We start from the raw sequence: 22,618 nt of genomic DNA on the forward strand, positions 1-22,618 counted from the left end.
CGGAAAATTCGAAGGTGGCTACGCAGCCTGCCAAGCTTAGACGACGGGTACGCCCGTCTGCTTGATCTCGCCCTCCGGCTCGACATGGATCTGCACGGTGGAATGATCGAACTCGCGGAGCAGTGCTTCCTCGATGCGGTCGCAGATGTCGTGCGCGTCGCCGACGGTCATCGCCGACGGCACGACCATGTGGAATTCGATGAACAGCGCTCGTCCGGCGATCCGGGTCTTCAGGTCGTGCACTTCCAGCGCGCCCAGCGCGTGGCCCGAGATGATGCTGCGCACCCTCTCCTCGTCCGCAGGAGCCATCGCCTGGTCCATCAGGCCGCTGAGCGACGATGTCACGACGAGCCAGCCCTCGCGCAGGATGTTGACCGCAACCAGCGCGGCCATGATCGGATCGAGTAGACCCCATCCGGTGACAGAGGCGACGGCAAGGCCGGTCAGGACGCCGACGGAGGTGACGACGTCGGCCATGATGTGCCGACCGTCGGCCGCCAGTGCCGGCGAGCGCCGCGCCCGGCTGGCGCGGATGAGGAACTGTGCCCAGAGGAGGTTGATGAGGGTTGCGGCGCCGTTGATGGCGATGCCGACCATCGGTGCCTCGAGCGTGCGTGGTTCGAGATAGGCGCCCCAGGCCTCCCGCAGGATCAGGAGGGCCGCGACGATGATCAGGGCGCCCTCGACCACGGCGGAGAAATACTCGGCCTTGGTATGACCGAACTGGTGATCGCTGTCGGCGGGAGCAAAGGAGACGCTGACCGCCCAGAGCGCGATGACGCCGGCGACGACATTGACGATGGATTCCAGCGCGTCGGAATAGAGCGCGACCGAACCGGTGACGTAGAACGCGTAATACTTGATGCCGAGCACGACCAGGCCGACGGCAATCGTCCCTGTCGCGATCCGCTTCACCATCAACGCGTCTGGATGGACGCCGGCCATTCCCGTCATGACGTCAGGCCGCCTTGACGCGGGCGCGGCGTGGAAGATGGGCGACGATGTTCTCGATCATCCGCATGCCGGCACCGCCGCCGAGGCTCATGATGCTCTCGGGATGGAACTGGACGGCGGCGACCGGTTCGCTCCGGTGTTCGAATGCCATGACGATTCCGTCCTCGGTCTCGGCCGTCACCTCGAACTCCTTCGGCAACCGCACCGGATCGGCGAAGATCGAATGATAGCGGCCGACCGTCACCTCCGAGGGCAGGCCGGAGAAGATGATGCCCGCCTTCTGCACCTTGATGCGCGACGGCTTGCCGTGCACCGGCACGTGCAGCGTCCGCAGCGTCCCGCCATAGGCTTCGGCAAGCGCCTGCAAGCCGAGGCACACGCCGAATATCGGGAGGTTGCGCGCCCGCGCGGAGGCGATGGTGCCCTTGCAGTCGAAGTCGGCGGGGTTGCCGGGGCCGGGCGACAGGACGACGAGATCGGGCGCGACGCGGTCGAAGATTTCCTGCGCCACGGGGGTTCGCACCGTGGTGACGGTGGCGCCGGTCTGACGGAAATAGTTGGCGAGCGTGTGGACGAAACTGTCCTCGTGGTCGACGAGGAGAATCTGCAGCCCCTCCCCCACCTTGGCACCGGCGCGCTCGCCTGCCACGTCGTTCGGCTTGCCCGCCTCGCGGATGGCAGAGATTAGCGCCGAGGCCTTCAGTTCGGTTTCGGCCTCCTCCTCCTCCGGATTGGAATCGTAGAGAAGCGTCGCACCGGCCCGGACTTCGGCGATGCCATCCTTGAGGCGGATGGTCCGCAGCGTCAGGCCGGTGTTCATGTCGCCGTTGAAGTGGATCATGCCGACGGCGCCGCCATACCAGGCGCGCGGGCTCTTCTCGTTTTTCTCGATGAAGCGCATCGCCCAGAGTTTCGGGGCGCCCGTCACCGTCACCGCCCAGGCATGGCTGAGGAAAGCGTCGAACGCATCCATGCCCTCGCGCAGCCGGCCCTCGATGTGATCGACAGTGTGGATCAGCCGCGAATACATCTCGATCTGTCGGCGGCCGATGACGCGCACAGAGCCCGGCTCGCAGACACGGCTCTTGTCGTTGCGGTCGACGTCGGAACACATGGTGAGCTCCGACTCGTCCTTCTTGGAGTTCAGGAGCTTCAGGATCTGCTCGGAATCCGAGATGGCGTCGTCGCCGCGCTTGATCGTGCCGGAGATCGGGCAGGTCTCGACCCTGCGACCATTCACGCGCACGAACATTTCAGGCGAGGCGCCGATCAGGAACTCGTTGTCCCCCAGGTTGATGAAGAAGGAATAGGGCGACGGATTGATCGCCTTCAGCCGCCGCGACACGGCCGAAGGCGCGCTTTCGCAGCGCTCGAAGAAGGTCTGGCCGGGCACGACCTCGAACAGGTCGCCGCGAATGAACTTCTCCTTGGCCGACCTGACCAGCTCGGCATATTCGCCCGGCCGATGGTCGCCCCGCGGCGGAATGCGGTCCGACGCGGCGAAGGGCGCCTCCGGGCCGCCGCCGGCAAGACCGGAGGTGCTCGATCCATCCCTTTCGAACTCATAGCGGTCGACATAGGCCTTCGCCGAATAGTGGTCGACCATCAGGATCTCGTCGGGCAGGAACAGGACGACATCGCGCCGGTCGCGCGGCCGCGGCAGCGTCTCCGCCACGGGATCGAACTGAAAGGCGAGATCGTAGCCGAAAGCACCGTAGAGGCCGAGATCGGCATCCTCATCCGAGCGGAACAGGGCGACCACCGTCCGCAGCACCGAAAACACCGTCGGCATGCGCGAGCGCTCTTCCTCGGTGAAGACGCGGTCGGGCTCTTTGACCGTCAGATCGATGCGCGTCGCCGTGCGCGACTGCGCGGCGATATCCTCATGCGCCTCGATCGCCGCGGCGACAAAGCCGAGAAGCACCTCGCCGCGCGGATTCATCGCCTCGATGATCATCTCGCGCCCGGCGGAGGTCAGAACCAGCGGCGGGTCGACGATGGCCGTGTCCCAGCGCGTGTAGCGGCCGGGATACTCATAGTTCGAAGAGAATACCGCGCCGCGTCGGGTGTCGAGCCGATCGGCGAAGGGCTCGATGGCGCCCTCATAGGGCACCGTCTCGCGCCGGCGCGTCACGGTCACCCCGCCCAGCGTCACATAGCGCTCGGCACCGTCGCTCATTGTCTCGAGGGTCATGGCTTCCGTCTCCCGCCGTTGAAAGGCCCTGTACCCAGCCGCCGAAAACAAAAAAGGCCGCCGGCGTGAACCAGAGCGACCTTTGTCTTGAGAACACGCACGAAAACGCGCAAGGGCCGCCTGTTAAGGAGCCTGCCACCAGAGCGTCTGCTTCGTGTCGTTCGTCATGTCAGAAGCGTTAGCGAAAGACGGCACAAAGGGCAATGGGGCGCTCGGGCGCCAAGGGCAAGGCGCAGACCCGCGGCAAGCGAAAACTCCCGGGCGCTCAACGCTCAGCGGTCGCGGTGTTGCGCGGAGGCCCGAAGGGTCGCGGGAAGGTCCTCGCTCTGATCGAACGGTGCCAGGACGGTATAGGTCTCTCTTGCCAAGCCGATATCGAGCCGACTGATCCCTGCGAGACCATGGTGACAGGCTGACGCATCCTGGAATTGAAGATACCGCGTGTCGTAGAGCCCTGATGCTCAGGCAACCCGTTCCAGTCGTTGAAAGCCTTTTGCATGGCGCTGCCGGAACGCGCAGAAGGCTTCGACATCCAGCGGTCGCGAAATATGGTAGCCCTGGACGAAGTCGATCGCGGACGGCATGGCGCGCAGCTGGCGAAGCCGCTCGGCGGTCTCGACACCCTCGACGATGATCGGCCAGCCGGATGCGTGGATCATGTCGACGGCAAAGCCCAGCATCCGCGACATGACGCTTCCCTCCGCCGCCATTGCGAAGGAGCGATCGAGCTTGACGCCATCGACCGAAAGCGCTGCGAGATTGTGGATGTTGGAATAGCCGGTGCCGAAATCGTCGATATAGGTTTTGATGCCGGCGGCGCGCAGGGCCTCGATCTGAATCTGCGCATCGGCCACTTCGATCGCATCGTTCTCGACGATTTCCACGACGATCTGAAAGCGGTCGGCGGTGCCCTCGAACGGCTTGAACGCGTCGCAGAGGAAGGCGGCGTCGAAATCGCACGGAAAGATGTTGAAGGTAACCGAGATCTTGCGGTCGAGAGGAAGGACGCCGGAAAGTTCGGAACAGGCTTTCTCGACGACCATGCGCGTGAATTTTCGCGTTAGGCCGAACTTCTCGACGAGCGGAATGAAACGGTCGGGATAGACGACGCTGTCGTCGACGTCGCGCCAGCGGGCGAGGACTTCGCACCCGGCAATCTCGCCGCTGCGCAGATCCATGATCGGCTGGTAGGCGCAGATCACGGAGCCGGCATCCAGGTGACGGCGGAAGCGCGACTCGAACGACCAGCGGCGGACGATCATCGCCCGCGCCATCCGCGCCAGCCACGCGGCCAGCGCCAGCGCAGTCACGAGGGTCGCGACCACATAGACCTGGCCATGGCTCAAGAGGGCCGCCAGCGGTGCTTCGGTCGCCACGCAGACGCTTGTGTTCGGCAGGCAGACCGTCTGGCGCAGGGGCGAGCCGATGCCGGCGGATTGGCGCTGCGAGGACTGGTTGCGGGCAAAGACGCCCTGCTCTCCGGCGCGATGCCACCAGCGACCAGAGGGCGCGACGAAAACGACTTCCAGCCCCATCCATCCGGGCGGATTCATGTGCACAGTCTCGACGGGCAGGACGACGGCGAAGGGGTCGATGTGGAGGACCGAGCCGACGAAACCCTTGAGGCCTGCGAAGGCAAGGCCACGGTCGATCCAGATTGCCGGCTCGCCATCCCGCGCTGGAATGTCGGGCTGGCCGAGCGTGATCGGCGGGTTTAAACGCCCCATGCTGACCGTGCATTCGATGATGCCGTCCGGCGCGTAGAAGAATTCGTTCAGCCCGTCAGGCCGGTAGGCGACGCCCCGGATCTGCCGGTCGAATTCCGGGGTGCAGGGCGGCGCCGTCACGTCGGCCTTCAGGACCTCGAAGGTTTCCGCCGCCTGTCGCGCTCTCTCCGCATAGGGTTGCAGGATCGACTGGCTCTGCCGTGCCATTTCCTGCGAAATCTCCTGCCATGCAAACAGGAGGGCACCGGTACCGAAGAGGCCGAACAAAATGGCGCCCAGCAGCAGGCTGATGACTGTCTGCTGCCGGGCCGAGATGAGGAGTCTCACGAATTTTGCCATTACAAGCCCGATGCGAGTTCACGCAATCAGGCCGGAATTACCTGAATGACAGATTAATCACGGTTGAGTGATTTCTATCTCTATGGCTGGCGACCGAATCTAGAAGAGACCGTGGATGTGGCCTTCGGGTCCGAGGTGGATGCGCTCGGCCGATGGACTGCGCGGCAGCCCGGGCATGGTCATGATCTCGCCGCAGATCGCCACGACGAAGCCGGCGCCCGCCGACAGGCGAACCTCGCGAACATGCACCACATGCCCGTCCGGCGCGCCGCGCCGCGTGGGATCTGTCGTGAACGAATACTGGGTCTTGGCCATGCAGACCGGCAGGTTTCCGTGTCCCTGCGACTGGAACTGCGCAAGCTGCGTCGCGACGCCCTTTTCCATCGTGACCGCCGCGCCCCGGTAGATGCGCTTGACGATGGTCTCGATCTTTTCAAGGAGGGGCATCTCGTCCGGGTAGATCGGGGAAAAGTCTGCCGTGCCGCCATCGGCAAGGGCGGCGACCTTGCGGGCCAGTTCCTCGATGCCCGCCGACCCCTGCGCCCAATGGCGGCAAAGCACCGCCTCCGCACCCATCGCGGCGGCATAGGACTTGACGGCGTCGATCTCGGCCTCGGTATCGGAGCTGAAATGGTTGATCGCCACCAGCACCGGCACGCCGAACTGGCCGATGTTCTCGATGTGCCGGCCGAGATTGGCGCAGCCGCGCGTCACCGCCGCCACGTCCTCGGTGCCGAGATCCTCCTTGGCAACGCCGCCGTTCATCTTCATGGCGCGTACCGTCGCGACGATGACGCAGGCAGCGGGTTTCAGCCCAGCCTTGCGGCACTTGATGTCGAAGAATTTTTCGGCGCCGAGATCGGCGCCGAAGCCGGCCTCGGTGACGACGTAGTCGGCAAGCTTCATCGCCGTCGTCGTCGCCACGACCGAATTGCAGCCATGGGCGATGTTGGCGAAGGGGCCGCCGTGGACGAAGGCCGGGTTGTTCTCGAGCGTCTGTACGAGGTTCGGCTGCATCGCATCCTTCAGAAGCACCGCCATCGCCCCGTCGGCCTTGATGTCGCGGGCAAGGACCGGACTCTTGTCGACGCGATAGGCGATGACGATCCTGCCAAGCCGCTCCTCGAGGTCCTTGAGATCACGGGAAAGGCAGAGGATCGCCATCACCTCGGAGGCCACGGTGATGTCGAAGCCGGACTCGCGCGGATAACCGTTCGGAACACCGCCGAGGGACGTCACGATCTCGCGCAGCGAGCGGTCGTTCATGTCGAGGACGCGGCGCCAGACGACGCGGCGCGTGTCGATCTTCTGCTCGTTGCCCCAGTAGATGTGGTTGTCGAGGAGCGCGGCGAGAAGGTTGTGGGCCGAGGTGATGGCGTGGAAATCGCCGGTGAAATGAAGGTTCATGTCCTCCATCGGGATCACCTGCGCGTAACCGCCGCCGGCCGCCCCGCCCTTCACGCCGAAGCAGGGACCGAGGGACGCCTCGCGGATGCAGACCACCGCGCGCTTGCCGATCCGGTTCAGCCCGTCGCCGAGCCCGACCGTCGTCGTCGTCTTGCCCTCGCCGGCCGGCGTCGGATTGACCGCGGTGACGAGGATCAGCTTGCCGTCGGGCCGCCCTTCGAGGGAGCGGATGAACTCGGCGGTGACCTTCGCCTTGTCGTGACCATAGGGAATGAGATGCTCTTCCGCGATCCCGAGCTTCTCGGCGACTTCGCGGATCGGCCGCTTGCTCGCTGCTCGGGCGATCTCGATATCCGACTTCACGTCCGCCATGACCGCTCTTGCCCCCGCCCCTGATGCTACGATCGGTAGCGGCGACGCAATGGCGATACAAGCGCAAAATCTCGACCCGAGCGGCAAGGGCAGCGGACATGGAAAAGCCCGGACGGGAGGGTCCGGGCTTCTCTGATGCACGTGTCCGGATCGATGGCACGGGGAGGACGTGACCGCGATCCGCTCTGTCAGGTGCCACAGCGTCTCTTGCCGGTTTCGATCGAGCGGGAGGAACTCGTCTGGCCGGGAAGCGTCTCTGGCAAGGAGACCATGGGCCTGCCGGCTGATGCGAGGCTTACGCCCGGCAAGCGATGGTCGCGCCGCGAACAGCCGCCTGCCGGCGCGCCGCCGTCAGGCGGCCTTTCCAGCTTTTGGCGGCAGGGGAAAGAGGGTTGCGAACCGTTCAGCCAATACCCGGTCGCCCGAGAGCGCGAGAGCGCCGGCGGCCTCCAGCGCGGCGACCGGCTGGCCGCCATAGAGCCAGCCGGCGATCGCCCTCGGCTCGCCCGAGATGACGAGATCGGCCAGCTCGAAGGGACCGCCGGCAATGACGAAACCGCCGTCGGCGAGATGACCCAGAAAACTCTCCGGCCCAAGCTTGAAGCCGATCGTGGCATCGAGACCTGCCGCCCTGCGGGGATCGAGCATGGTGCGCAGCGACAAAATGAGCGAGGCCGCGCTGAAGGGAAGGCTCGGATCATGCGCCGGCGACCGGGCTGCCCAGCGGCCAAGCGCCTGGAAGATCGGCTCGCTCTCGTAACCCCAGGGCGTCAGTTCGTAGACCTGAACGGCCCCGGGCGGCGGCAGCCGGCGCCGGACCAGCACGCCCGTCCCCTCCAGCCCTTCCAGCCGCTGCGTCAGGACATTGGCGCTGATGCCCGGGAGGCTGGCGCGCAAGTCGCCGAAGCGTTTCGGCCCGAGCATGAGTTCGCGGATGACCAGAAGCGCCCAGCGATCCCCGACGAGATCGAGCGCGTGGGCGGCGGCGCACGCGTCGTCGTAGCGCCGCCGTTCAGGATTTTTAGTTATTTTTTGTGACTTCATAGTTGCAATTGATAACGCGAGCCGGCATGCTTCGTCAAACAAACGATCTGGGAGGACGTGCATGGCCAAGCTGATATTCCTCAATCTTCCGGTGACAGACCTCGCCCGTTCCATCGCCTTCTACCGGGCGATCGGTGCCGAGCAGAACCATCAGTTCTCGGACGAGACGGGGGCCTGCATGGTCCTGTCCGACACCATCCACCTGATGCTCCTGACCCATCCGAAATACCGCCAGTTCACGGCCAAGCCGATCGCCGACACCCATGTCGTTTCGGCAGCGCTGATCTGCCTGTCCGAGGAGAGCCGCGCGGCCGTCGACGCGACCGTCGGCTGGGCGGGTGAAGCCGGTGGCCGCGCCGACGCAAGCCCGCTGCAGGATCATGGCTGGATGTATTCCCGCTCCTTCGACGATCCGGACGGCCATACGTTCGAGATCATGTGGATGGACCCCGCCGCAGCCCACGCGGAAGCCCACGCGGCTGCCTGACGCTCGCTGATCGAGGAGAGACGATGACCGACGTGCACGAACTGTCCCTCACCCGGCTGATCGCCGCCCCGCCCGAAATGGTCTACCGCGTCTGGACGACGCGGACCGGCGAATGGTTCGCGCCCAAGCCCTACACGACGCCCGGGGTCGAGCTCGATCTGCGGCCCGGCGGGATCGCCCGCATGGACATGCAGGCACCCGACGGCACCGCTCTGCCGAACCAGGGCGTCTTTCTCGAGGTGGTGCCGAACGAAAGGCTCGTCTACACCGACGCCTTCACGTCCGGCTGGAAGCCGCAGGATGCCTTCATCCTCGTCATTATCACCTTCGCGCCCGAAGCGGGCGGCACGCGCTACGCCGCAACCGTGCGCCACTGGAGCGCCGAGGCGATGAAGCGGCACGAGGAGATGGGATTTCACCAGGGCTGGGGCACCGTGGCCGATCAGCTCGCAGGCCTTGCCGAAGCCGAGACCGCCCACGCCTGACCATCGAGCGTGCCGCGATGCGGTCTCTGCCGGCAGGGATGCGGTCTCTGCGGCAGGAAGGCGTGCCGCTCCAAGGAAAGCATGCCGGTCGCGGCCGGAAGAGCTGCCGGACCAGGCGCAACATGCCACAGTCAACGGAGGTCTGAATGTCCTATGTCGATGGTTTCGTCGTACCGGTGCCGGCGGCGAAGAAGGAAGAATACCGGGTAATGTCGGAAAAGGCCTCGGTCGTCTTTCTCGAACACGGCGCGACGCGCCATGTCGAGTGCTGGGGCGACGACGTGCCCGACGGCAAGGTCACCGACTTCAAGGGCTCGGTGAAGGCCGAGGACGGAGAGGTCGTCGTCTTCTCCTGGATCGAATGGCCGTCCAAGGCAGCGCGCGATATGGGAATGGCCGCGGCAATGAAGGACCCCCGCCTTGACGGGATGGGTCCCATGCCCTTCGACGGAAAGCGCATGATCTTCGGCGGCTTCGCCGTCATTCTCGATGTCGCGGGCACGGCCTCGTGACCGGGATCCGGCCCTGCCTCTGGTTCGACGGCAAGGCCGAGGAGGCGGCACGCTTCTACGTTTCGCTGGTGCCGGGTTCCAGTCTCGACCACGTTCACCGCGGGCTGATGGACTGGCCGGGCGGCGCCAAGGGAGACGTGCTGATGGCAGAGTTCACCCTCGCCGGCCGGCCGCATCTCGCCCTGAACGGCGGCCCGTACTTCCAGTTCACGCCGGCCGTCTCCATGGCCCTCGCCTGCGCCGACCAGGCGGAGGTCGACCGCCTCTGGGACGCGCTCTCCGACGGAGGCTCGGTCATGGAATGCGGCTGGCTGACGGACCGCTACGGGCTTTCCTGGCAGATCGTCCCTGCCCGCCTCAACGAGATGATGCGCGACAGCGACTCGGCCAGGGTGGAACGGGTGATGCGGGCGATGTTCACGATGGTGAAACTCGACATCGCCGCGCTGGAAGCGGCCTATGCCGCGGAAGCCGCAACGTAAGGCCGCGCCTCGGGACGTGGGCGCATCCTCGGAGAGAGGACGACAGGACAAGCGGAGAGAGCGATCATGCGCGTGATGGTGCTGGTGAAGGCGACCGGGGACAGCGAGAAGGGTTTTGTCCCGACGCCGGAGACGATGGCGATGATGGCGGCCATGGGCCGGTTCAACGACGAATTGCAGGAGGCCGGAATCCTCGTCTCCGGCGACGGCCTGACGCCCTCCTCCCGGGGCAAGCGGATCGCCTTCGACGGCACCGGCCGCACCGTCATCGACGGGCCCTTCCCCGCAACCCGCGAACTGGTCGCCGGCTTCTGGCTCTGGAACGTCCGGGACATGGACGAGGCCGTCGCCTGGGTGAAGCGCTGCCCGAACCCGATGCCGGGTCCAAGCGAAATCGAGATCCGGCCGCTTTATGAAATGGAGGACTGGACGGCCTAGAGTCTCGGGCGATTTATCGAGATCGCCCGAGACTCTAGGTCTTTGCTTGCCGCGCCGGATACTGCGAAAAACCGGATTCCACTTTTTCGCCCGGCGCTTTAGCTGTCGATATGCGGCGCCCGGCTACCGCCAGCAGCTGCCTCCAAGCTCCGCCCGGCTGCTGTGCCGGCTGCCGTGCATGGCTCGACCTCTACGTCTCCATCGCAATCAGGCTGGCATTGCCGCCGGCCGCCGCGGTGTTCGTCGAGATCACCTGCTCGCGCGCGAATCTGGCGACATAGTTCGGCCCGCCGGCCTTCGGGCCCGTGCCCGACAGGCCCGAGCCGCCAAAGGGCTGGGAGCCGACGACCGCGCCGATGAGATTGCGGTTGACGTAGATGTTGCCGGTGGTGAGCCGCTCGGTGATCTCGCGGATGGTCTCGTCGATGCGGCTGTGGACGCCGAGCGTCAGGCCGAAGCCGGTGCGCTCGATCGCCTCGCAGACCTTGCCGAGTTCGTCGGCCTTCCAGGTGACGATGTGGAGAATCGGGCCGAAGACCTCGCGGTCGAGCGCTTCCGCCCGGTCGATCTCGACGATGTGCGGGGCGATGTAGTGGCCCTCCGGCGGCAGGTCCACGGGCAGCGTGCCGGCAAAGCGGATGCGCTGCGTCCGGCGCATGCGATCGAGGTGCTCCTCCAGCATCGCTTTCTGCTCGGCATCGATGACCGGGCCGATGTCGGTCGAGATGTCCGAGGGGTCGCCGATCGATAGCTCGGCTGCGGCGCCCGCGATCATCCCCGTCATGCGCTCGGCGACGTCCTCCTGCACGAACAGGAGACGCAGCGCCGAGCAGCGCTGGCCGGCGGAGCGGAAGGCCGAGGTGACGACGTCGTCGGCGACCTGTTCCGGCAGGGCCGTGGCGTCGACGATGAGGGCGTTGATGCCGCCGGTCTCGGCAATGAGCGGCGCGATCGGTGCGTTGCGGGCGGCGAGCGCCCGGTTGATGGCAAAGGCGGTCTCCGTCGAGCCGGTGAAGGCGACGGCCGCGGTGGCGTTGTGGCCGACGAGCGCCGCGCCCGTCGCGCCGTCGCCGGGCGCGAGATGCAGCGTCGTCTCGGCAAAGCCCGCTTCCCTCAGGAGAGCGACGGCCGCGCTGGCGACGAGCGGCGTCTGCTCGGCCGGTTTGGCGACCACGACATTGCCGGCGGCGAGCGCCGCCGCGACCTGGCCGACAAAAATCGCCAGCGGAAAATTCCAAGGCGAGATGGCGACGACGACGCCACGCGAGCGGTAGCGCAGGCGGTTCTCCTCGCCGGTCGGGCCCGGCAGCACGACGGGCGTGTCGAACAGGCGTTCGGCCTCGTCGGCATAGAAGCGGCAGAAGTCGACCGCCTCGCGGATCTCGGCGATGCCGTCCTCGACGGTCTTGCCGGCCTCGGTCGCGAGCAGCGTCATGAACAATCCGCGGCGTTCCTCCATCAGGTCGCCAGCGCGGCGAAGGGCCTTCGCCCTTGCCGAAGCCGGCACCCGCTCGGCGCTGGCGACATGGCGGCGTGCCTCGTCCATGAGCTTTGCCGCCCCCGCCGCGGACAGGGAATGGCTGACCCCGACGAGATGCCCGTCGACGGGCGAGCGGATCGCCGCGCCGGAGGGCGAGTCCGTATGGTCGATATCGCTGCGCGCCTCGAGGTTCGGCGGCGTCGCCGGACGTTCGGCGAGGAAGGCGGCAAGCGCCTTTCGGTCGCCGAGCTCGACGCCGACGGAATTGCGGCGCTGGCCGAAAATGCCGTCGGGCAAAGCGATCCTGGGATGGCGCGCCGGGCCGTCGGCCAGAAGGTCGATCGGCCGCTCCAGCAGGCTCTCCACCGGCACGTCGCTGTCGCCGACCTTGGCCACGAAAGAGGAATTGGCGCCGTTTTCCAGAAGCCGGCGGACGAGATAGGCCAAGAGGTCGCGGTAGCCGCCGACGGGCGCATAGATGCGGCAGGCGATTGCCTCGCCCGGCCGCGCCCGCACCGCCTCGTAAAGCGCCTCGCCCATGCCGTGCAGGCGCTGGAACTCGAAGCCGCCGGCATTCTCGCCGGCCATTTCGAGAATGGTCGCGACCGTCAGGGCATTGTGCGTGGCGAACTGCGGATAGAGCCGCTCGCGCCGGTCGAGCAGGGCCTTAGCGGCGACGAGATAGGAAAGGTCGGTCGCCGGCTTGCGGGTGTAGACGGGATAGCCGTCGACGCCGCGCTCCTGCGCGTGCTTCACCTCGGTGTCCCAGTAGGCGCCCTTCACGAGCCGCACCATCATCTTGATGCCGGCCTCCTCGGCCAGGGCGTCGACATGGTCGATGACGGCGAGCGCGCGCTTCTGGTAGGCCTGGATGGCAAGCCCGAAACCGTCCCAGCCGGACAGATCGGAGGTGCGCACGACGGCGTCGATGACGTCGAGCGAAAGCTCCAGCCGATCGGCCTCCTCGGCATCGACGGTGAGGTTCAACTGGTAGCGTTTCGCCCGCATGGCGAGATCGGCGAGCAGCGGCACCAGTTCGGCCATGACGCGCTCGTGCTTCACGGACTGGTAGCGCGGATGCAGCGCCGAGAGCTTGATCGAGATTCCCGGCCGGTCCGGCAGCCCCTTGTTGCCGGCCATGCGACCGATCGCCTCGATGGCATCGGCATAGGATTTGAAGTATCGCGCCGCATCCTCGGCGGTGCGGGCGCCCTCTCCCAGCATGTCGTAGGAATGGCGATAGCCCTTCTTCTCCAGCGAACGGGCGCGGTCGAGCGCGTCGCCAATGGTCTCGCCGAGAACGAACTGCCGGCCGAGAAAGCGCATCGCCTGGCGTGTCGCGGTGCGCACCGCCGGTGCCCCCATGCGCTTGACCATCGAGGAGATGACGCCGGTCGGCGTCTCGCCCGGCCGGATGATGCGGGCGGAAACGCCGAGCGCCCAGGCGGAGGCCGCCGTCAGCATGCGGTCCTCGCCGCCGTCGTGATGGGCCCAGTCGCCGGCGCCGATCTTGTCCTCGATCAGCCGGTCCTGGGTGCGCGCGTCGGGAACGCGCAGCAGCGCCTCCGCCAGCACCATCAGCGCCAGGCCCTCGCGCGTCGACAGTCCGAACTCGCGCAAAAAGTCTTCGACGCCGCCGATGCCGCCGGACTTGCCCCGGATCGCCGCGATGAAGCCGCGCGCCGTCTGGTCGACGGCCGCCTCGTCATGGTGCCAGGCCGCCGCGCTCCGGACGAGCCGGGCGACCGCCTCGTCGTCGTCCGGGGCGAAGGCGGCGGAAAAGGCGGGCACGAAAGCGGGCATGGGGAGCGAAGATGTCATCGGTTGTGTCCGGTTCGAGGGGCCGGTCAGCAATAGCAGGAGCCCGGCCGGCATTCTCGCCAATTTCCCCGGGAGAAAGCGTGACTTTCGCCGGAAAGACCGTGTAACTCTTGCATTATGAGCAATGCAGACGCCAAAGACCGGCGAATCCTCCACGAGCTCCAGAGCAACGGGCGCCTCAGCAATCTGGAGCTCGCCGAGCGCGTCCATCTCTCACCGACGGCGACGGCCGAGCGGGTCAAGCGGCTGACGCGGGAGGGCTACATCCTCGGCTACACCGCGCGCCTGTCGCCCGACAAGCTCGAACGCGGCATGATCGTCTTCGTCGAGGTGAAGCTGGAGCGCACCAGCGACGACGTTTTCGCCGCCTTCGCCGCCGCCGCCAAGGCCAATCGCGACATCATGGAATGCCACATGGTCGCCGGCGGCTTCGACTATCTGATCAAGGCCCGCGTCAAGGACATGGCGGCGTACCGCGCCTTCCTCTCCGACGCGCTCCTCTCTCTCCCCGGCATCCGCGAAACCCACACCTATGCGGTGATGGAGGAGATCAAGAACTCCGCGGCGATCGCCCTTTGACGCTCGCGGGCGAGACGCCGGCCATCCCCGCCTTGCGCGCGTACCGGGGCTCCGCAATACTCAGGGCAGGCCAGCTTACGACAGCCGCCGCCGCGCATCTGCGCCTCATCGTTCCAGCCAAAGGATTTCGACGAATGCACCTGATCACGAGACTGACCGCCGCCGCGTTCCTGGCCTCGATGACGGCCGGCGCGGCGTTCGCAGCGGACGATGCCGCCTGCAAGACCGTGCGCTTCTCCGACGTCGGCTGGACCGACATCACGGCGACGACCGCCGTGACCTCGAAGATCCTCGAAGGCCTCGGCTATGAGCCCGACATCAAGGTCCTCGGCGTGCCCGTCACCTTCGCCTCGATGAAGAACAAGGACATCGACGTCTTCCTCGGCAATTGGATGCCGTCCATGGCCGCGGACGTGCAGCCCTATCTCGACGACAAGACCGTCGACAGCGTCAAGGCCAACCTCACCGGCGCGAAATACACCCTTGCCGTGCCGCAATATCTCTACGACGAGGGCCTGAAGAGCTTTGACGACATCGCCAAGTTCGCCGACAAGCTGGACGGCAAGATCTACGGCATCGAGCCCGGCAATGACGGCAACCGGCTGATTCTCGACATGATCCAGAAGGACGCCTTCGGCCTTTCCAAGTTCGAGCTGGTCGAATCCTCCGAGCAGGGCATGCTTTCCCAGGTCGCGCGGGCAACGAAGGGGAACCAGCCGATCGTCTTCCTCGGCTGGGCGCCGCATCCGATGAACAAGAACTTCCAGCTCGCCTACCTTCCCGGCGGCGACGAGTATTTCGGCCCCGATCTGGGCGGCGCGACCATCTACACCACCACGCGCGCCGGCTACTCGGCCGAGTGCCCGAATGTCGGCAAACTGCTCGCCAACCTCACCTTCTCGCTCGACATGGAGAATGCGGTCATGGCGGCTATCCTCGATGACGGCAAGGATCCGGCCGATGCCGCCACGGAATGGCTGAAAGCCAATCCCGACGCGCTGACCGAGTGGCTCGCCGGCGTCACGACGCTCGACGGTCAGGATGGCGTGGCTGCCGTGAAGAGCGCCCTCGGCGCCTCCTGACACGCCCCTTAGACGCGACGCCGCCGCATTCCGGACGGGCGGCGTCGCATCGCGGCAGGCCTTCGCACCGCGGCGGCGGGAAGCTGCACCCATGAGTTTCCAGGACGTTTGCCGGTGCGGCCGGCCGTCCGGCCCATCTCCAGAGACGAGAGCGAACCCCAAGACGTGGAATGGCTTGAACAGCACCGCCTGCCGATCGGCGGCTACGCCGCCGATTTCGTCGACTGGCTGACCCTCAACTTCACCGGCTTCTTCGATGCGGTGAAGGCGGGGTTGCAGGCCTTCATCGATGCGATCCTCTTCGTCCTGCAGACACCGCACCCCTTCGTCGTCGTCGCCGGCTTCGCCGCCATCGCCTATGCCATGCGCCGCTCGGTCCCGATCGCGATCTTCACGGTGCTCGGCTTTCTCCTGATCATCAATCTCGGCTACTGGAAGGAGACGACGCAGACACTCGCGCTCGTCGTCGCCTCGACGGCCGTGTGCATGGCTGTCGGCGTCCCCGTCGGCATCGCCGCGGCGCGCCGGCCCTGGCTCTACGCGGCGCTGCGCCCGGTTCTCGACCTGATGCAAACCATCCCGACCTTCGTCTATCTGATCCCGGCGCTGATCCTCTTCGGCCTCGGCCTCGTGCCGGGCCTCGTCGCCACGGTCATCTTCGCCCTCCCCTCGCCGATCCGGCTGACGCGGCTCGGCATCGCCTCGACACCGCTGCAGCTGCTGGAGGCCGGCGACGCTTTCGGCGCGACGCCGATGCAGCGGCTCCTGAAGATCGAGATCCCCTACGCCCTGCCGCAGATCATGGCCGGCCTGACGCAGACGATCATGCTCTCCCTCTCCATGGTCGTCATCGCAGCCCTCGTCGGCGCCCCCGGCCTCGGCGTGCCGGTGCTGCGCGCGCTGAACTCGATCAACATCGCGCAAGGCTTCGAGGCGGGTCTGGCCATCGTGCTTCTCGCCATCATCCTCGACCGTTTCTTCCGCGTCGACGAAGGGGGAAGGCGATGAGCATGTCCGAAACGTCGCCGACGGCCCCGGAAGCTCCCGGTGCAAAGCCGATCGTCTCCTTCCAGAACGTCTCGATCGTCTTCGGCAAGAAGCCCGAACAGGCCCTGCCGCTTCTCGACAGCGGCAGCACCCGTGCCGAAATCAACGAGAAGCTCGGCGTCATCCTCGGCGTGGCCAACGCCTCACTCGACATCGCCAGCGGCGAGATCGCCGTTCTGATGGGCCTTTCGGGCTCGGGCAAGTCGACGCTGATCCGCGCCGTCAACGGCCTTGCCCCGATCACCCGCGGGCGCGTCGTCATCGACACCGGACGCGGCGCGGTCGATCCGAAGGAATGCGGCGCCAAGCGCCTGCGGGAGCTTCGGCGGCACGAGGTCGCCATGGTGTTCCAGCAGTTCGCGCTCCTGCCCTGGCGCAGCGTTGCGGAAAATGTCGGCCTCGGCCTCGAGCTCTCCGGCATGGGCAAGGCAGAGCGGCGCGACAAGGTGATGGCGCAGCTCGACCTCGTCGGCCTCGGCGACCGCGCGAACTCGCTGGTCGGCCAGCTCTCCGGCGGCATGCAGCAGCGCGTCGGCCTCGCCCGGGCCTTCGCCACCGACGCGCCGATCCTCCTGATGGACGAGCCCTTCTCGGCCCTCGACCCGTTGATCCGCGCGCGCCTGCAGGACGAACTCCTGGAAATCCAGGCGCGGCTGAGAAAGACCATCATCTTCGTCAGCCACGATCTCGACGAAGCCTTCAAGCTGGGCAACCGCATCGCCATCATGGAGGGCGGGCGGATCATCCAGGTCGGCACGGCGCAGGAGATCGTCCTCAGCCCGGAGAACGACTACGTCTCCGCCTTCGTCGCCCACATGAACCCGCTGAACGTCCTGACCGCAGCCGACGTCATGACCCCGCTCGATCGCGGGGGCGCCTCCGCTCCGTCGCGCGTGGCCGGAATGGCCCAGCCCGACACGCCGCTGCGCCGCGTCATGGACGCCGTCTGCGACGACCGCGGCGAGGTCATCGTCTCCGACAAGGGTCGCATCCTCGGCAAGATCGGCCCGCAGGAGATCGTCGATGCGCTGGGGCGGCACCAACGCAAGTAGTAGCGGACTATGCCGCCTTCATCGGCATGTCCGGCAATCGCCCTTCGTCGACGGCAAAACACGCCACCTGCGTCGGTCCGTGCTGCTTCAGGAGCGGCAATTCAGTGCGGCAGCGGTCGTTGGCATAGGGGCAGCGCGGGTTGAAGGAGCAGCCCGTCGGGGGGTTGAACGGCGAGGGTAGCTCACCCGTGAGGCGGATGCGCGTCGCGCGGTCACCGGGGCGGGTCGCCGGCGTCGCCGAGAGCAGCGCGCGCGTATAGGGGTGCAGCGGCTGGGTGTAGAGCGCGTCGACGGGGGCCAGTTCCACCGGGCGGCCGAGATACATCACCATCACGCGGTTGGCCACGTGCCGGACGACCGAGAGGTCGTGACTGATGAAGACGTAGGTGAGGCCCAGCCTGTCCTGCAGGTCGGCGAGGAGGTTCAGGATCTGCGCCTGGATCGATACGTCCAGCGCCGAGACCGGCTCGTCGAGGACGAGGATTTTCGGCTCGAGGATCAGCGCGCGGGCGACCGCGATGCGCTGGCGCTGGCCGCCGGAAAACATGTGGGGGTAGCGGACGTAGTGCTCCGGCCTGAGGCCCACTTCCTTCAGCGCCGCTTCCGCCTTCGCCCGCCGCTCGGCCGAGGACAGCTTGGTGTTGATCTTCAGCGGCTCCTCGATGATCGCGCCGACCTTCTGGCGCGGGTTGAGCGCGCCATAGGGGTTCTGGAACACGATCTGCACGGTCGAGCGCAGCTTGGCGACGTCGGCGATGGCGCCGCCCTCGATGCGCACGCCGTCGATCGTCAGCTGGCCTTCCGACGGGATCTCGATCATCGTCAGCATGCGGGCGAGGGTCGACTTGCCGCAGCCCGATTCCCCCACGATCGCCAGCGTTTCGCCGGCCTCGACGGTGAAGCTCGCGTCCTTGACCGCCTTCAGCTCGATCGGCTTCTGGAACAGGCCGCGCTTGACCTCGTAGATCTGGCTGAGATCCGTTGCGGTGACGATGGCGGTCATGCGGCGGCTCCCGCGTTGAGGGGCGCTGTCGCCGGCGCGTTCATGGGATAGTGGCAGAGCGCCTCGCCGAGCGCCGGCGGCTGGCGCGGCGGAAGGACCGTGCGACAGACATCGTCGGCTTTCGGGCAGCGCGGATTGAACAGGCAGCCGTCCGGCCGGTCCCCCTGCCCCGGCACGACGCCCGGAATGGTCGGCAGCCGCTTGCCGGTGGCGCGCTCGGGAATCGCGTCGAGAAGCGCCGAGGTATAGGGATGGTGCGGGGCCTCGAACAGTTCGGCGACCGCCTGGCGCTCGACCTGCTGTCCGGCATACTGCACGACGACGCGCTGCGCGGTTTCGGCGATGACGCCCATGTCGTGGGTGATGAGGATCATCGCCATGCCCTTCTCCTTCTGGAGATCGAGCAGGAGGTCGAGGATCTGCGCCTGGATGGTGACGTCGAGCGCCGTCGTCGGCTCGTCGGCGATGAGAAGCTTCGGGTTGCAGGAGATCGCCATGGCGATCATCACCCGCTGGCTCATGCCGCCCGAGAGCTGATGCGGGAACGCCTTCATCCGCCGCTCCGGCTCGGAGATGCCGACCTTCGTCAGGAGCTCGATCGTGCGGTCCTTGCGCTCTCGCGCGCCGAGGCCAAGATGCGTCTTCAGGCTCTCGCCGATCTGGAAGCCGACATTGAAGCAGGGATTGAGACTGGCGACCGGCTCCTGGAAGATCATCGCGATGTCGCGGCCGATGATGGCGCGGCGGTCGCGGTCGCTCATGGTCAGCATGTCCAGGCCCTCGAACGACATCTCGTCCGCGGTGACCGTGGCCGACGGCGGCAGGAGGCCCATCAGGCCGAGCATGGCGACCGACTTGCCCGAGCCGGATTCGCCGACGATGCCAAGGACATCGCCGGCATCGACGCTGAGATCGACGCCGTCAACTGCCTTGAACGGGCCGGAGGCCGTGGCGAAGGTGACGGAGAGGTTGCGGAGGCGGAGGAGGGTCATAGCTTACATCACCGTCTGTATTGTCATATGTTGTGCCTCGAAGGAGACCGCCATGCCGACACTCAAGCCCCAGCCGAGGCCGAAGCCGATCGCGGGTCCGACCGGCCCTCGCCCCGTCTACTGAACCCGGCATCTATCGATCGCCGCAGGGCTGCGACCGCGTCTCGGCCGAGCGAAAGAGCGAAATCGCGAAGCGCCAGGTAGTCTTCGATCATCGCGATCTTCTGCTCTTTCGGAACATGGCTGAAACGCTCGCCCCGCAAATCCTCGGCGAAGTAGGCGATGACCTGCTGTTGCCGATAAAAGAGAACGACATCGTTGATGACACTGTTGGGCAGGATCGAGATCTCGCCCGCGATGGAGTTGTACAAAGGCGAGCCGACCTCCTTGGAGATGAAGGGCGTATAGGTTTCGTCCGTTTGCAGACGGTTCGTCACGGCGGTGAGAATATCCACGCTGTCATATTGCTCCAGGTGATGGACGATAGACCCGATTTCCGCCAGCAGCGCGGTCTGCACATCCAACACCCGCTCCGAACGGCGACGACCGTCCAAGCCGGTAGCGGTCCGCCAGCTCACATACCATCCGAGCGCCGCGATCAGCGACGAAATCAAGGTGGCTGTGACCGCCGGGCCGACCCAATCTGCCAATCCTCAACTCCGTTTCAGCTTCGGATCGAGGGCGTCGCGCAGGCCGTCGCCGACGAGGTTGATGGCCAAAACGGTGACGAGGATCGCAAGGCCCGGAAAGGTCACGACCCACCAGGCGCGCAGCACGAATTCGCGCGCTTCGGCCAGCATCGTGCCCCATTCCGGCGTCGGCGGCTGGGCGCCCATGCCGAGGAAGCCGAGGGCGGCGGCGTCAAGGATCGCGTTCGAGAAGGACAGGGTCGACTGGACGATCAGCGGGCCGAGGCAGTTGGGCAGGATGGTCACGACCATCAGCCGCAATGGCGACGCCCCGACGACGCGCGCGGCGGTGACGTATTCGCGCTCCTTTTCGGCCATGACCGAGGCGCGCGTCAGCCGGACGAAGTGCGGCTGATAGGTCAGCGCGATGGCGATCATGGCGCTGAGGAGGCCGGGTCCGAGGATGGCGACGAGGACCAGCGCCAGAAGCAGCGACGGGAAGGCGAGAATGATGTCCATGATCCGCATGATCGCCGTGTCGAGCCAGCCGCGGAAATAGCCGGCGACAAGCCCGATGGCGATGCCGGTCGAAACCGACAGCGCGACGACGAAGACGCCGACGAAGAGCGAATAGCGCGCACCGTAGAGAAGGCGGCTGAGGATGTCGCGTCCGACGGGGTCCGTGCCGAGCAGGAACTCGAGCCGGCCGCCGTCCTGCCAGAAAGGCGGGATGAGGAGCGCCGAGCGGTCCTGCAGCGTCGGGCTGTGCGGCGCGATGACAGGCGCGAGGATCGCCGCGAGTACGATCAGCGTGAACACGACGAGGCCGACGACCGCGCCCTTGTTGACCGAGAAATAATACCAGAACTCGGCGAACTGCTGCGCCCGCAGGCTGCGCGGAGGCTTGCGGTCGGGAATGTCGGTGCCGATGCCCTCGGCCGATTCTTGGACGCTCATCGTGCTCTGACCCTTGGATTGATGAGACCGTAGAGAAGGTCGACGATGAGATTGACCACCATGATGATGACGGCGACGAGGAGAAGCCCGCCCTGCACCACGGGATAGTCGCGCTTGAACACCGAATCGACCATCCACTTGCCGATGCCCGGCCAGGAGAAGATCGTCTCGGTCAGGATCGCGCCGGCGAGCAGCACGCCGACCTGAAGGCCGATCGTCGTCACCACCGGGATCAGCGCATTGCGCAGCGCGTGCACGGAGACGACGCGAAAGCGCGAAAGGCCCTTGGCGCGCGCGGTGCGGACGAAATCCTCGCCGAGGACTTCGAGCATGGCCGAACGCGTCTGCCGGGCGATCACGGCGAGCGGAATGGTGCCGAGAACGATCGACGGCAGGACGAGATGGCTGAGCGCCGACTTGAAGGCACCGGCCTGGCCCGACAGAAGGCTGTCGATCAGCATGAAGCCGGTCACCGGCGGAAAGAAATACATGAGCGAGATCCGCCCCGAGACCGGCGTCCACTGCAGGTAGCCGGAGAAGAAGATGATGAGGAGCAGCCCCCACCAGAAGATCGGCATGGAATAGCCGACGAGCGCCGTTCCCATGATCGACTGGTCGAACCAGGAGCCGCGCTTGACGGCGGCAAAGACGCCGGCGGGAATGCCGACGATCACGGCCAGGAGGATGGCGACGAGCGAGAGTTCGATCGTTGCCGGGAACAGGTTCATGAACTCGCGCAGCACCGGCTGCTTGGTCGAGATCGACTGCCCGAAATCACCGTGCAGAACGTCCCAGAAATAGCTGAAATACTGGACGTAGAGCGGCCGGTCGTAGCCGAACTGGGCGACGAGCTGGGCGTAGCGCTCGGGCGACAGGCCACGCTCGCCGGCCAGGGCGATGATCGGATCGCCCGGCAGCAGGCGGATGAAAAGGAACGAGACCAGTGTCACGCCGATGAAGGTCGGGATCAGCAAGCCGATGCGTTTCAACAGGTATCCGAACATGGCTCAAAGATCCTTGGCGAGCATGAGGGTCGGGTGGCTCGCCGACTGGCCTTCCGGCATCCAGATGGGCAGGTCCGCGACTTCGGTCGCCTGCCAGCCGTGCTTGGCGTAGAAAGCAAGCGCGCGATCGTTGCCTTCCAGGCACTGGATCCCGGCCCGCTTCACGCCCGCTTCACGAAGCGCGTTCTCCAGTACCGCAAGCAGGCCGGAGGCGACACCCGTCCCGCGCACCGCGCGCGCCACGAAGAGCTGATCGATCTCAGACCCGACCAGCGCCCCGAAGCCGACGATCTGGCCGTCCTGGACGGCGACGGTACTGGAGGCGGCCAGCGGCACGAGGCGGGCGGCAAAGGAGGACACATCGCGCTGCGCCACGATCGGGGGCGGCAGCAGCGCGGCGTGACCGTCGTGCCAGCTGTCGTGCCAGAGGGCGGCGACTCCGGGCATATCCGCTTCGGCCCCATGGTCGGCCAGTGGACGGAAAATCGTCATTCTTGAGACGTCCCAAAAACTGAAGAGCGGCGCCGAAAG

The 22,618-nt window shown here is 66.3% G+C and carries 21 protein-coding genes; 9 read left to right on the plus strand and 12 right to left on the minus strand.

The window, feature by feature from the left end:
* Positions 1-36: 36 nt before the first annotated feature.
* From Sa4125_RS16950 to Sa4125_RS16970, 5 genes are all read right to left on the minus strand, one after another.
* Positions 37-945: a cation diffusion facilitator family transporter gene (locus tag Sa4125_RS16950; protein WP_224007890.1), complete on the minus strand. Its 909-nt coding sequence runs from the start codon at positions 943-945 to the stop codon at positions 37-39.
* 13 nt (positions 946-958) lie between these two features.
* Positions 959-3,148 carry an anthranilate synthase gene (locus Sa4125_RS16955; protein ID WP_223999759.1) on the minus strand — a complete coding sequence of 730 codons (2,190 nt, stop codon included), beginning with the start codon at positions 3,146-3,148 and terminating at the stop codon, positions 959-961.
* A gap of 461 nt (positions 3,149-3,609) precedes the next feature.
* The gene (locus Sa4125_RS16960) at positions 3,610-5,202 is read right to left on the minus strand and encodes an EAL domain-containing protein (protein WP_223999761.1); all 1,593 of its coding nucleotides are present in this window, start codon (positions 5,200-5,202) and stop codon (positions 3,610-3,612) included.
* Between the two features lie 111 nt (positions 5,203-5,313).
* The gene (locus tag Sa4125_RS16965; protein ID WP_223999765.1) at positions 5,314-6,993 is read right to left on the minus strand and encodes a formate--tetrahydrofolate ligase; all 1,680 of its coding nucleotides are present in this window, start codon (positions 6,991-6,993) and stop codon (positions 5,314-5,316) included.
* Positions 6,994-7,344: 351 nt separating this feature from the next.
* On the minus strand, positions 7,345-8,037 hold the full coding sequence (locus Sa4125_RS16970; protein ID WP_223999766.1) for a helix-turn-helix domain-containing protein: 693 nt from the start codon (positions 8,035-8,037) through the stop codon (positions 7,345-7,347).
* Between the two features lie 61 nt (positions 8,038-8,098).
* Here Sa4125_RS16970 and Sa4125_RS16975 point away from each other — a divergent pair, with 61 nt between their 5' ends.
* From Sa4125_RS16975 to Sa4125_RS16995, 5 genes are all read left to right on the plus strand, one after another.
* On the plus strand, positions 8,099-8,524 hold the full coding sequence (locus tag Sa4125_RS16975; RefSeq protein ID WP_223999767.1) for a VOC family protein: 426 nt from the start codon (positions 8,099-8,101) through the stop codon (positions 8,522-8,524).
* Positions 8,525-8,547: 23 nt separating this feature from the next.
* Complete coding sequence (locus tag Sa4125_RS16980) at positions 8,548-9,009, plus strand: SRPBCC family protein (protein ID WP_223999768.1); 462 nt, start codon at positions 8,548-8,550, stop codon at positions 9,007-9,009.
* 146 nt (positions 9,010-9,155) lie between these two features.
* A complete protein-coding gene (locus Sa4125_RS16985) occupies positions 9,156-9,521 on the plus strand; it encodes a DUF1428 domain-containing protein (protein ID WP_223999769.1) in 366 nt (121 codons plus the stop codon).
* Complete coding sequence (locus Sa4125_RS16990) at positions 9,518-10,003, plus strand: VOC family protein (protein ID WP_223999770.1); 486 nt, start codon at positions 9,518-9,520, stop codon at positions 10,001-10,003. Before Sa4125_RS16985 ends, Sa4125_RS16990 begins: the two co-directional genes overlap by 4 nt.
* Before the next feature lie 66 nt (positions 10,004-10,069).
* Positions 10,070-10,441: a YciI family protein gene (locus Sa4125_RS16995; protein WP_223999771.1), complete on the plus strand. Its 372-nt coding sequence runs from the start codon at positions 10,070-10,072 to the stop codon at positions 10,439-10,441.
* Positions 10,442-10,631: 190 nt separating this feature from the next.
* On the opposite strand, the gene putA is transcribed toward Sa4125_RS16995, so the two are convergent.
* Entirely contained in the window at positions 10,632-13,724 is a 3,093-nt protein-coding gene (gene putA / locus Sa4125_RS17000; protein ID WP_224007892.1) for a bifunctional proline dehydrogenase/L-glutamate gamma-semialdehyde dehydrogenase PutA, read from the minus strand.
* A 135-nt stretch (positions 13,725-13,859) separates the two neighbouring features.
* On the opposite strand from putA, the gene Sa4125_RS17005 reads away from it, so the two are divergent.
* From Sa4125_RS17005 to choV, 4 genes are all read left to right on the plus strand, one after another.
* The gene (locus Sa4125_RS17005) at positions 13,860-14,321 is read left to right on the plus strand and encodes an Lrp/AsnC ligand binding domain-containing protein (protein ID WP_223999772.1); all 462 of its coding nucleotides are present in this window, start codon (positions 13,860-13,862) and stop codon (positions 14,319-14,321) included.
* Positions 14,322-14,500: 179 nt separating this feature from the next.
* Positions 14,501-15,403: a choline ABC transporter substrate-binding protein gene (locus Sa4125_RS17010; protein ID WP_224007895.1), complete on the plus strand. Its 903-nt coding sequence runs from the start codon at positions 14,501-14,503 to the stop codon at positions 15,401-15,403.
* Positions 15,404-15,568: 165 nt separating this feature from the next.
* Positions 15,569-16,411, plus strand: coding sequence for a choline ABC transporter permease subunit (gene choW, locus Sa4125_RS17015; protein WP_223999773.1), 843 nt, complete (start codon positions 15,569-15,571; stop codon positions 16,409-16,411).
* A gap of 2 nt (positions 16,412-16,413) precedes the next feature.
* On the plus strand, positions 16,414-17,502 hold the full coding sequence (choV, locus tag Sa4125_RS17020) for a choline ABC transporter ATP-binding protein (protein ID WP_224007898.1): 1,089 nt from the start codon (positions 16,414-16,416) through the stop codon (positions 17,500-17,502).
* Between the two features lie 7 nt (positions 17,503-17,509).
* Here the strand turns inward: choV and Sa4125_RS17025 are convergent, their stop codons facing one another.
* The 6 genes from Sa4125_RS17025 to Sa4125_RS17050 form a co-directional block, all read right to left on the minus strand.
* A complete protein-coding gene (locus Sa4125_RS17025) occupies positions 17,510-18,505 on the minus strand; it encodes a dipeptide ABC transporter ATP-binding protein (protein WP_223999775.1) in 996 nt (331 codons plus the stop codon).
* Positions 18,502-19,497, minus strand: coding sequence for an ABC transporter ATP-binding protein (locus tag Sa4125_RS17030; RefSeq protein WP_223999777.1), 996 nt, complete (start codon positions 19,495-19,497; stop codon positions 18,502-18,504). The genes Sa4125_RS17025 and Sa4125_RS17030 overlap by 4 nt, the downstream gene beginning before the upstream one ends.
* A 62-nt stretch (positions 19,498-19,559) precedes the next feature.
* The gene (locus Sa4125_RS17035) at positions 19,560-20,147 is read right to left on the minus strand and encodes a hypothetical protein (RefSeq protein WP_223999779.1); all 588 of its coding nucleotides are present in this window, start codon (positions 20,145-20,147) and stop codon (positions 19,560-19,562) included.
* 3 nt (positions 20,148-20,150) lie between these two features.
* Entirely contained in the window at positions 20,151-21,083 is a 933-nt protein-coding gene (locus Sa4125_RS17040; protein ID WP_223999781.1) for an ABC transporter permease subunit, read from the minus strand.
* The gene (locus Sa4125_RS17045; RefSeq protein WP_223999783.1) at positions 21,080-22,087 is read right to left on the minus strand and encodes an ABC transporter permease subunit; all 1,008 of its coding nucleotides are present in this window, start codon (positions 22,085-22,087) and stop codon (positions 21,080-21,082) included. Before Sa4125_RS17045 ends, Sa4125_RS17040 begins: the two co-directional genes overlap by 4 nt.
* A 3-nt stretch (positions 22,088-22,090) precedes the next feature.
* Positions 22,091-22,579: a GNAT family N-acetyltransferase gene (locus Sa4125_RS17050; protein WP_223999785.1), complete on the minus strand. Its 489-nt coding sequence runs from the start codon at positions 22,577-22,579 to the stop codon at positions 22,091-22,093.
* Positions 22,580-22,618: the final 39 nt, after the last annotated feature.

Origin of the sequence: Aureimonas sp. SA4125, assembly GCF_019973775.1 — a bacterium.
In the GTDB taxonomy this organism is placed as follows: Bacteria; Pseudomonadota; Alphaproteobacteria; order Rhizobiales; family Rhizobiaceae; genus Plantimonas.